This is a genomic window from Arthrobacter sp. 10T413_2 (assembly GCF_056394205.1).
This window is the reverse complement of the sequence record NZ_JBFTHK010000156.1, coordinates 1-10,316: the sequence shown is the minus strand read 5'-3', so window position 1 is coordinate 10,316 and position 10,316 is coordinate 1. Positions and strand designations below refer to the sequence as shown.

The window sequence follows — 10,316 nt, the reverse complement described above, 5'->3', positions numbered from 1 at the left end:
CAACGGCACTCCCGCTATCCCTGGCGGCGTTGCGGGCCGGGACGATTTCCTGGCAGCACGCCCGGATCCTCGTCGAGGAAACCAGCGGCCTGGATTCTGCCGGGGCGGCCTCGCTGGAGGGGCATTTCCTGGACCCGGCCGCGCTGAACCCGGCCCGCKGGTGCCCGGCCGGGGAGCTCGTGCCGGCCCGGTTCCGGGCCAAGGCCCGCACCTGGCGCGAACGCCACCACCCGAAGAGCATCGAGAARCGCCACACCGTGAGCGTCGCGGACCGGCGGGTCGAGTTCGTCCCCGACCGGGACGGCATGGCCTGGCTCTCGGCCCGGCTCCCGGCCGACACCGCGGCCGGGATCTGGGAACGGACCACCGCCGCCGCCCGCGCCCTGCAGRGCCCGGCCGARACCCGGACCCTGGCCCAGCTCCGCGCCGACATCACCGCGACCTGGCTCCTCACCAACGGCACCGGCCCCACCCCAGGGACCACAGCCGGAACAGCCGGCGGCGGGACAGCCGGCGGACTTGCCGGCGGCGGGACGGCCGGCGGTGGAATGGTTCACTGCGGAACGGKTGGGGGTGTTCCGGTGCCGCGGGCGCAGGTCCTGGTCACCGTGCCGGTCCTGTCGCTGCTGGGCCTCACGGASGAACCGGCCGTCCTGKACGGGTACGGTCCGATCCCGCCGTCGATGGCCCGGCGCCTCGTCAGTGGCGGCGCGGGTTCTTTCTACCGGGTCCTGACCGATCCCCGGGACGGGGCGCCGCTGGAAATCGGGCGGAGCAGCTACCGTCTGACAGCGGCGCAGCGGCACTGGCTCCGGCTCCGTGACGGCAGGTGCCCGTTTCCCGGCTGTAACAACCAYTCCCTGGACAACGAGGCGGACCACCTCCTGGCCTGGGCCGACGGCGGCACCACCGGCATCGCCAACCTGGGCCAGCCCTGCCCGAAACACCACCGCCTCAAACACGCCTCCGCCTGGCAGCCCGTCGGGGCCAGCGCAACCAGCCCGCCGGGCTGGACCTCGCCCTCAAAACGCTATTATCCGAGCGAGCACCAGKACTGGGAACCGCCCCGCTGGCCCCACAACATCCCGATCACGGCGACAGCCACAGACCCAAGCCCATGGTCGGAGCGAGGCGTGCCCGCCGATCCCGAGCCGGAACTGCCCCCGGACCCCTTCCCCGACTGGTATCACTTCACGGCCGGACACCCATTCCCCGCCGCAAACACCGACGACCCAGGCTGGCCGGCGTCGTTCGGCGACCCCTTGCCGGAAGACCTCCTGCTCCAGTCCGCCTGAACGACAAGTCGCGGGTCGATTCCGATCTTGGGCCTGACCTTAGTCTTGCCTKACTATGTCGACCGAGATCTCCAACGCGGGAATCGTTCCTCTGTTCTCCAGCCAGTGAGTGGTGTCCCTGTTCTCGGGCCAGCCCACCCCCGGCCCGTAGTCCGTAGTGACTCCATTCGTATGGTCGGTGATCGTTCCTTGCAAGATGTAGACGATGCCTGGTCGGTCTATATGGTCGTGCACCGGGCCGAAGACTCCCCCTGGCTCGAAGGTCACCATACGCATTCGAAGCTGGCGACCGGCCATGCCCTCGATCTCGGGGCCGAGGTCAACCGTTGCAAGTAACTCCGACGTGACACCTTTCGTCTCAGGTGCCGCCCGGTCTTCGCTCATCGCGCTTTCCTCTCTGCACTTCCAGGGGCTATCGTTCGACCTTCAACACGAGCTGATCTCCGGATTGACGTGCCCGTCGTCACGTCATTGAACCATGGAACCGGAATCGGCGTCTGTGACTTTTCCAGATTCTTTGAGCCTCGGGGTTTGGCCGGCCCCCTCGACAACCGCATCCCCGAGTAGGATCCTGACGGCGCAGGCTGACCGCTTTCCCAGTAGGCTCAACCTCACAATTGATGAACAGGAGGCCGAGGTGGCCGAGACGACGGTGGACGACGTGATGGCCGAACTGGCCGAGCTTGAGGACCCGAGGGCTCGCGTGGTGAACGAGAAACACGGTGACGATCACGGTGTGAACCTCGGCAAACTGCGCGCACTCGCGAAGCGGCTGAAGACCCAGCAGGACCTCGCGCGCCAGCTTTGGGAGACGGATGACACCGCTGCGCGACTTCTGGCGATCCTGATCTGCCGCCCGAAGGCGTTCGAACGTCAAGAGTTGGACTTCATGTTGCGCCAGGCGCGCAGCCCCAAGGTGCACGACTGGCACGTGAACTACGTGGTCAAGAAGACCCCGCACTCCGAAGAGTTGCGCCTGGCCTGGTTGGCCGACCCGGATCCAGTAGTGGCTAGTGCCGGCTGGGCGCTGACCAGCGAACGCGTGGCGAAGAAGCCCGAGGGCCTCGACCTCGCAGGACTGCTCGACGTCATCGAGGCGGAGATGAAGGACGCCCCGGACCGCCTGCAGTGGGCGATGAACCACTGCCTGGCCCAGATCGGGATCGAGCATGCCGAGCACCGCGCCCGCGCCATCGACATCGGTGAGCGCCTGGGGGTGCTCAAGGATTATCCGACTCCCCCGAACTGCACGTCTCCGTTCGCGCCCATCTGGATAACTGAATTGGTGCGCCGACAGCACGATAAATAGGAGCGTTCCCGCCCGACTGCGACCCCTGCTACCTTTTGACGGCAATCGAGCAAATCCGCGGGAAGCACGCCGCATTGGGACGCCTTGAGCCCCGAAGGAACATTTCCGGCTGAGCTGCGCCACCTGCGRATCCGGCAACATTCCGGCCCTCTGCGCATCTCGMTCTTGCTCTCTGCGGCCGCTGCGCGTAAGAGAAGAGCATGGGTTCGCAACGAGACGTCCTCCGCGGACGCGTGGCGGTCGTGACTGGCTCGACACGCGGTCTGGGGTTTGCGATGGCCCGGCTGCTGGGGCATCAGGGCGCGACGGTGGTGCTGGCCTCCAGGTCGGAAGTGGACGTCGCGGCCGCCGTCGAGCGACTGCACACGGAAGGGATCGCGGCGTCCGGACGTCAATGCGACACCGGTGAGCTGGCCGACGTCGAGGCCCTGCGCGACGAGGCCTTAGGCCGCGGGACGCTCGACATCTGGGTCAACAACGCCGGAGCCTCCGGTGTCTACGGGCCCACGTCGTCCACGCCGGTCGATGACTTCACCCGGGTGGTGCGCACGAATATCCTCGGCACATTCCACGGGTCGAGGGTTGCGTTGCCCGTGTTCCTCGGCCAAGGCCGCGGCGATCTCGTCAACGTCTACGGCCACGGCGACCAGGGGCCGGTCGCGCTGCAGAACGCGTATGCGTCGAGCAAGCGTTGGGTCCGCCAGTTTACCGAGACGTTGCGGCTGGAGACCAAGGGCACCGGCGTCCGGGTGCATGGCATGAATCCGGGATTGGTGATGACAGACATGCTGGTGCACGTCACGTCCCAGCCAGGGTACGAGCACCGACTGGGCGGGCTGCAGGTCGTCGTCGGACTCTGGGGGCAGACCCCTGACGACGCCGCGCACCCTCTCCTGGACCTCGTAACGTCGGACGCCGCCGAGTTCCGGGATCTGACCAAAACGACCATGGTKACCCGCGGGGTGCGCAACGTGCTGGCCGGACGCCTCCGTCGCGCCAACCGCATGCCGCTGGACGTCGTCGTCCTGGACACGAACCGCCCAGGCTGACTGAAGACTAGCAGGGGTCCATCGCGAGAGTATCCGGCACAAAATCGGGGCCTGAAAGACTGAAACCACAACATTCGCCAAGGTTCTGCCAAGCATCGGCACTTCCGGTTGAACGGCTCTCTGCTTCCACTTTAGGCTGACGGCAACCGGCGAGCGAGATCCCCGCCCGCACGGCCCGGGCCACTCATCATTGGAGTATCACGCATGTCGATTGCAAAGAAGCTGGGAGCTGTCGTCCTGACCGCCGCCGTTCTCACCGGTGCAGGTGCCGGTGTCGCCAACGCGGCTCCGACCAAGGCCGCACATTCGGTCTCCGTGAAGGCGTCCGCAAAGGCCACTGAGGCGAAAGCCAAGGCGCAGTTGAAGAAGCAGGCAGCTGCCGCGAAGCTTGCCGCTGTGAAGGCCAAGGTCACGTCCCTGAAGGCTGCCGCGGAGGCGAAGAACGCTGCMGCCGTTGCGGATGTCGCGCAGAAGCACGCCGCCCAGGAGGCCAAGAAGGTCGCCAAGAAGGCCACCCAAGCCCAGAAGCGCGAAGCCACGGCAGCGAAAGTGGCAGCCCTAAAGGCGGCCGCTGACGCGAAAGCTGCAGAGGAAGCCGCAGCCGAAGCGGCGCAGGCCGCCGTCGAGGCCGACGCGGATGCTGCCGAAAAGGCAGCAGAAGCCGCGGCAGAGACCCCTGTCGTGCCGGTGGAGGATCCCGCCGACGCCTGATCCGTACGCACCTGACAGCACCCCCTTCCGATACACCGGCCACCATCTGGCGGCCTTAGGGAAGGGGGTGTTGCCGTGTCCCGACACTTTCGCCGGTCGCCGCCCAGCCTGCCGCCCGCAGACCCTGTCCGCCGCACCCGCGCAGGACTACGCTTTTGCCTGTTGACCAAGCACACGGTGACCAGCACAGGCGAGGGCAGACGCAGAGTGAGGAGAACGCTGTGACCGGAGGGACGCAGCTGAGCGGACCGCACTGGCGGCGAGTGGTGGCGACMCTCGCCAACAAAGACGCGCGGACCRCCTACGCGCAAATCGTGCTGGGCGCCAAGCTCGCCGGCGTGGTTGCTGATCTGAACGACCAACGGCGGAACCGGGCCATCGCCGCCCTGCTCGAGTCAGGGCTCGTCGAACGGAATGCTGCCAACGAACTGGAGGCGTCTGAGGCGATCTTCCGCGACCTGCTCACGCAGCAGCCCCGGCGCCAGCCGCAGGCCGGAGTGGCTCGCTTCATGCGCCTGGGCAGAATCGAGAGGTATCCAGCCAACATGGCGGAACGGCGGGAGMTCCTGGCCTGGATTGCCCGCGAAGCAATCGAGCCGGGCGAACACCTGACGGAAAAGCAGGTAAATGAACGGCTCCTCAGCTATAGCGATGATGTCGTGATGCTGCGCCGCTACATGATCGACTTCGGGCTATTGGAACGGACGCCCTCCGGCTCCTCCTACTCACGGCCCGACAAAACATAGGCTTGAATCGGACGCTGATCACCCTGTCGGTGGCATTGGTMAGCACAGTCGTAGGCTATTTTTGAGACCGGACACTAGCGGCCACGGGCCCCGAAAGAAGGACTGAGTGGACAGTAATGCTGGTACGTGGTTTCTGAGTCGCGCCGAGCGGGAGAATCTGGCCACAGACGTCCACGCGGGGAGTGCCGGATCGCTGTCCTGGTCGGAGGGCAATCTAGTGCGGCCCCTGATTCATGGAGCAACCTACTTCGCCCGACTGCATGAGGAGTTGACGGCTCTGCAGGCGGGAGACCGCGTGTGGTTTACCGACTGGCGCGGCGACGCCGACGAGCGGCTGCTGGCCGACGGACCGTCGATCGGCGACGTGCTCTCGGGCTTGGCCCGCGCAGGAGTGGAAGTGCGGGGCCTTGTCTGGAGATCCCACGGAGAGCGCGTGTCGGCCCCGATCAGCAGCCGATCCAACGAGCTGCTAAGTCATCAGATCAACGACGCCGGCGGAGAGGTGCTGCTGGATCAGCGTGTACGCCTGTTCGGCTCCCATCACCAAAAACTCTTCGTCATCCGCCACCGTGACAATCCGTCGCGGGATGTCGCGTTCGTTGGCGGGATCGACCTTTCCCACAGCCGTCGGGACGATGCCGGCCACGCGGGAGACCCGCAAGCGGTCGACATGGATTCCCGGTACGGGAAACGCCCCCCGTGGCACGATGCGACCCTCGAACTGCGTGGCCCCGTTGTGGCAGATGTCCTGGCAGTGTTTGCTGAACGGTGGAACGACCCCCATCCCCTGGACCGGCGCACCCCCTACCGGATGCTGCTGCAACGCCTGGCCCRTATGCCCCGGCACCCCAAACCGCTCCCGGAGGCTGCGCCGCCGCCCCCACCGGCGGGCCCTCACTCAGTGCAGCTGCTGCGCACCTACGGAGTGAAACGTCCTCCGTTCCCGTTCGCACCCGAGGGGGAACGCAGCATTGCCCGCGGCTATGCGAAGGCCTTCGCCCGCGCTCGCTCGCTGATCTACATTGAGGACCAGTACCTATGGTCTACAGAGGTCGCAACCGGAATTGCGGAGGCCCTCGAACGGAACCCCGAATTGAACGTGATCGCCGTCGTGCCCCGCTACCCCGACTCCGACGGTGCTATCGCAGGACCGGCTATCCGGATCGGGCAACTGCGTGCCATCAGGATGCTGCGCCGGGTCGCGCCCGACAGGGTCGGCGTGTTCGATCTGGAGAACAGCGCCGGAACTCCGATCTACGTCCACGCCAAGGTCTGCATCATCGATGACACCTGGATGACCTGCGGCTCAGACAACTTCAACCGCCGATCGTGGACCAACGACAGCGAGCTCACCTGCGCCGTACTCGACGCCACTGCTGACAACCGGGAAACTCCCGGCACAGACTCGGGCCACGACGCTTCCGGGCCGCTGGCCCACGGGCTCCGGCTCCAACTCTGGGCGGAACACCTGGGCCTGGACCAGGACGATCCCCGGCTCCTCGACCCGGCGGCCGGGCTCAAGCTTTGGAACACCACCGCAGACGCTCTCGACCATTGGCACGAATCCGGTCAGCGCTCGCCTMGCCCCGCCGGACATGTGCGCCGCCACACCCCAGAGCCGGTGTCTTCCCTCCAACGTCTCTGGGCAGTTCCGATGAGCCGCCTCGTCGTGGACCCGGACGGGCGGCCCCGCCGGCTGCGGGGCACTACGGAGTTCTAGGCAAGCCGGTGTGGGCGCAGCCACCGACTAGGGCGGAGGCAGAACAAAGACCGCACCATGGCCTCGTGCCGGACGGTGCGGCCTTCGTTCTTCTGCAAAGTTAGGACAGCCGGCTGGAGAATTCCTCGGCAGTCATCGGGGTGGAGAACATCGGGTAGTCGTACGCGATCGCGTTGTCGTGTTCCTCAACCGATGTTGCAGCGACACAGTCGCTCAGAGTCACGACCTGGTACCCGTTCTMGTAGCCACTGCGCATGGTTGATTCGACGCAACAGTTMGTMAGGAACCCTCCCAGGACGATGGTGGTGATGCCTTTGCTGCGTAGGATGAAGTCCAKGTTTGTGCTGGCGAAGGTGTCGAGACCCCTTTTGCCTTCAATGACGATGTCGCCCTCGGCCGGCGCCAGCTCGTCGATGATGGCCGCACCCCAGGTTCCCTTGACGAACACGCCACCGTCCACGACCCCCTTGAGGATCCCGTACGGATGCTTGCCGAGCTCGTTGTAGCCCTCGGCAAACGTGATGGGCGCGTGCATTACCGTGACACCGGCCGCGCGGGCCGTCTCTACCACGCGAGCCGTATTGGCGAGCATGTCMGTTTTTTCCATGACCGGTCGGACAGCGTCATGCAGCCCGCCGCCCTCGGACGTGAAGTCGTYCTGGTACTCGATAAGTACGACGGCGGTGGTGTTCGGATCAAACTTCAAGGCATCCTCCTGGTCGGCGGTGGAGCGCCCGCGGCAACGCCGACGGTCGAGGTCAGACTAGCCGCGGCCCCCACACAGGACAAGGGCTCGCGTCTCCCACGGGCGCGGAATCGCATCCCACTGCGCCGCGCTCAATCATGCTGGTCGTCCCTATCCATGGCTTATCTGATGGCCGCTGTATCCTCGTGCTCATGACTGAAAGCCGCCAACTGGTGAACAGAGCACGCGATTGGATCGCAAAGGCCCGTTMATTTCACTACCAGCAGCTCGCCACGCACCGCAGGGTGAGGCGCCTCGGAAACACCCGGCTGACATTCACCACAGGCCAGGCCATAACCAACGTGAGCGCCTTTTTTGTTGCCGGGTCGACGGGCTCAGCAGGCTTACCGGATTGGGCCGTCTTGGGTGTTTTGCTCGCGGGCTTCCTTGGGGGCAAGTTTCTGTTCCCAGTCCCGGTCAGCAGTATCGCCAGTCGGAGAGGCCCAACCGATGTGGTCAATAGAAGCGCAATCGATCTCGACAGCATGACGCCAGAGGAAATCCGGGTTTACGAGAACAACATGGTCTTAAAGCACCGGCTCAAGGGCGCCGGAGGGCCGGGGGCCGCACAGGCGCTGCAGCGCCAGCGAGAAGCGGCCCGGAAAGCGGAGGAGTCCGCTGGGCTACCCGCTGGAAGCCTCACCGGGCTGTCATTGGTTGACGCTCGGGCCTTTAGCGCCGCTGCCGCACAGCACGACCGCCTCAAGAGCCGGTGGCTGGCCTATGAAGTTGACCCGCAACTGCAGTTCGACTTTCCGGCGATGTCCGATACTGCATTCCCTGCTACAGCCGCCATGATCAGAGCGATGCGAAAGGCTGAGCAGGCAAGGTCGGAAGTCAGCACGGCGAACTACCAGTCCGCCGTGGCGGCGTTCGGCGACGCGCTGACGGTAGCCGAAGCCTCCGCCGGAGTGCCTTAGGTGTAGGCCACCGGCCGACGCATTTGAGCCGCGTAAACGGGGATAGCTCCGAATGGCCAACGACTTCCGTTTCTCACGGATCGGATCGACCTTATCAGGCGTGTGCCCCGCCGTCTCCGAGGCCATCCTCGCAGCCGGACAGCACGGGCCAGCGGACCGAATCAAGCTGCCGTCACGGGTCGTCCAAGTCCCTTACGACGACACTGCCGGCCGGCTCGGCATTGAGCCGGCGGCCTTTGATGTCCGCTCCAACCGGGCTGGTTCTCCAAACCCGACGGCATCTGCCTGCGACGCTGGGACGGTGGGATCGGCCGGGACCCCTTACATGCACCCCCTGGGGGCCGTTCTTAACATAGCGTGGGGGCAAGGGCTGCAGCCGGGCCCGGAACTGTTTGACGGAGGACGAATATGGAATACATCAAACTCGGCAACACCGGCATGGACATCTCCCCGCTGGCACTGGGATGCATGACCTACGGGGACCCGGGCCGGGGCCCGCATCCCTGGACGCTGCCGGAGGACCAGAGCCRGCCGCTGATCCGCCAGGCCGTGGAGGCGGGCATCAATTTCTTTGACACTGCCAACGTGTACTCCAACGGTTCCAGCGAGGAAATCATAGGCCGGGCCCTGGCCGATTTCACCCGCCGGGATGAAACCGTCATCGCCACGAAGGTGCATGGCGCGATGCGGCAGGGACCCAATGGGCGGGGCCTGTCCCGCAAGGCCATCTTCGCCGAACTCGATGCCAGCCTGACCCGGCTGGCAACGGACTACGTGGACCTGTACCAGATTMACCTTTGGGACCCMGCCACGCCGATCGAGGAGACTCTGGAAGCCCTTCACGACCTCGTCAAAGCCGGCAAAGTCCGCTATATCGGCGCATCCTCTATGGCCGCCTGGCAGTTCAGCAAAGCGCTCTACCTTCAGCAATTAAACGGATGGACCCGTTTCGTCACCATGCAGGACCACTACAACCTGGTCTACCGGGAGGAGGAACGCGAAATGTTCMCCCTCTGCGCGGACCAGAAGATCGGGGTGCTGCCGTGGAGTCCGCTAGCGCGGGGGAAGCTCACCCGGGACTGGGACGAGAAAACCAACCGCTCGGAGAAGGACGAGTTCGGCAAGACKCTCTACACCACGGAGGAAAGCGACAGTGCGGTCGCCGAAGCCGTGCGCGTCATTGCCGAACGCCGCGGCCTGCCCCGCKCCCAGGTCGCCCTKGCATGGGTCCGCTCCAACAGCGTGGTCAGCGCGCCGATTGTCGGGGCGAGCAAGCCGGCACATCTTACCGACGCCGTCGCTTCCCTGGAACTGACGCTCACCACCGAGGAAAAGGCGGAACTGGAAAGCCCCTACGTCCCGCACGCGGTCGCCGGATACTGAGCAGCGACGGCGTGAGGTGACCCGTCGGCAGCACCAACCGCGCGATTGACGGACGCTGAAGCGCGGCCTGGCTCGGATCTGACAAAGTCAGCACACGGGGCGTCGCGGCATTCAGGCCGTAGGCCTTTCGCCCCCCATCATCAGGTGAGTATCCTGCCGGCGGCTGAATCGGCAGAGAACCCCATTCGTCCGGGCGGACAACTCAGCGCCACTGGAAGTACTCGCGGTGKATGTTGGCTGTGCGGACTCCTGCAGAACGGAAGGTCCTCCGGAACTGCCTGAGCATGGGATCCGGCCCACCCATGAAGACCGAGAGCTTCCGGGGCGGGGTGTCCACGGCGGCAAGCACCTGTTCGGGCGTCAACCKGCCGTCGACGGCGGTGTCCACCAAGTGCACGGTCAGGCTTGGGTAGTCCTTCGCGATGGATGTGATTGATT

The 10,316-nt window shown here is 65.5% G+C and carries 10 protein-coding genes and 1 pseudogene; 8 read left to right on the top strand and 3 right to left on the bottom strand.

Annotated elements, in window-relative coordinates; translation table 11 throughout:
- Window positions 1-1,295, top strand: a 1,295-nt coding sequence (locus AC1DBQ_RS18530) for an HNH endonuclease signature motif containing protein (RefSeq protein ID WP_476929903.1), incomplete at its 5' end; no start/stop codon positions are given.
- 39 nt (window positions 1,296-1,334) lie between these two features.
- On the opposite strand, the gene AC1DBQ_RS18525 is transcribed toward AC1DBQ_RS18530, so the two are convergent.
- Entirely contained in the window at window positions 1,335-1,679 is a 345-nt protein-coding gene (locus tag AC1DBQ_RS18525) for a cupin domain-containing protein (protein WP_476929902.1), read from the bottom strand.
- 253 nt (window positions 1,680-1,932) lie between these two features.
- Here AC1DBQ_RS18525 and AC1DBQ_RS18520 point away from each other — a divergent pair, with 253 nt between their 5' ends.
- The 5 genes from AC1DBQ_RS18520 to AC1DBQ_RS18500 all read left to right on the top strand — a co-directional run bounded on the left by AC1DBQ_RS18520 (window position 1,933) and on the right by AC1DBQ_RS18500 (window position 6,830).
- Complete coding sequence (locus AC1DBQ_RS18520; RefSeq protein ID WP_476929901.1) at window positions 1,933-2,604, top strand: DNA alkylation repair protein; 672 nt, start codon at window positions 1,933-1,935, stop codon at window positions 2,602-2,604.
- A gap of 200 nt (window positions 2,605-2,804) precedes the next feature.
- Window positions 2,805-3,653 carry an SDR family oxidoreductase gene (locus AC1DBQ_RS18515; protein WP_476929900.1) on the top strand — a complete coding sequence of 283 codons (849 nt, stop codon included), beginning with the start codon at window positions 2,805-2,807 and terminating at the stop codon, window positions 3,651-3,653.
- 204 nt (window positions 3,654-3,857) lie between these two features.
- Window positions 3,858-4,364, top strand: a complete 507-nt coding sequence (locus AC1DBQ_RS18510) for a hypothetical protein (RefSeq protein WP_476929899.1) — start codon at window positions 3,858-3,860, stop codon at window positions 4,362-4,364.
- Window positions 4,365-4,585: 221 nt separating this feature from the next.
- On the top strand, window positions 4,586-5,110 hold the full coding sequence (locus AC1DBQ_RS18505; RefSeq protein WP_476929898.1) for a DUF2087 domain-containing protein: 525 nt from the start codon (window positions 4,586-4,588) through the stop codon (window positions 5,108-5,110).
- Between the two features lie 106 nt (window positions 5,111-5,216).
- Window positions 5,217-6,830, top strand: coding sequence for a phospholipase D family protein (locus tag AC1DBQ_RS18500; protein ID WP_476929897.1), 1,614 nt, complete (start codon window positions 5,217-5,219; stop codon window positions 6,828-6,830).
- Between the two features lie 100 nt (window positions 6,831-6,930).
- Here AC1DBQ_RS18500 and AC1DBQ_RS18495 read toward each other — a convergent pair whose 3' ends face one another.
- Window positions 6,931-7,536, bottom strand: coding sequence for a cysteine hydrolase family protein (locus tag AC1DBQ_RS18495; protein WP_476929896.1), 606 nt, complete (start codon window positions 7,534-7,536; stop codon window positions 6,931-6,933).
- Between the two features lie 191 nt (window positions 7,537-7,727).
- Here AC1DBQ_RS18495 and AC1DBQ_RS18490 point away from each other — a divergent pair, with 191 nt between their 5' ends.
- On the top strand, window positions 7,728-8,495 hold the full coding sequence (locus tag AC1DBQ_RS18490; RefSeq protein WP_476929895.1) for a hypothetical protein: 768 nt from the start codon (window positions 7,728-7,730) through the stop codon (window positions 8,493-8,495).
- A gap of 408 nt (window positions 8,496-8,903) precedes the next feature.
- Window positions 8,904-9,878, top strand: coding sequence for an aldo/keto reductase (locus tag AC1DBQ_RS18485; RefSeq protein ID WP_476929894.1), 975 nt, complete (start codon window positions 8,904-8,906; stop codon window positions 9,876-9,878).
- A 202-nt stretch (window positions 9,879-10,080) separates the two neighbouring features.
- Here AC1DBQ_RS18485 and AC1DBQ_RS18480 read toward each other — a convergent pair.
- Window positions 10,081-10,316 (bottom strand): annotated as a pseudogene (locus tag AC1DBQ_RS18480) (ferredoxin reductase family protein); the annotation flags it as partial.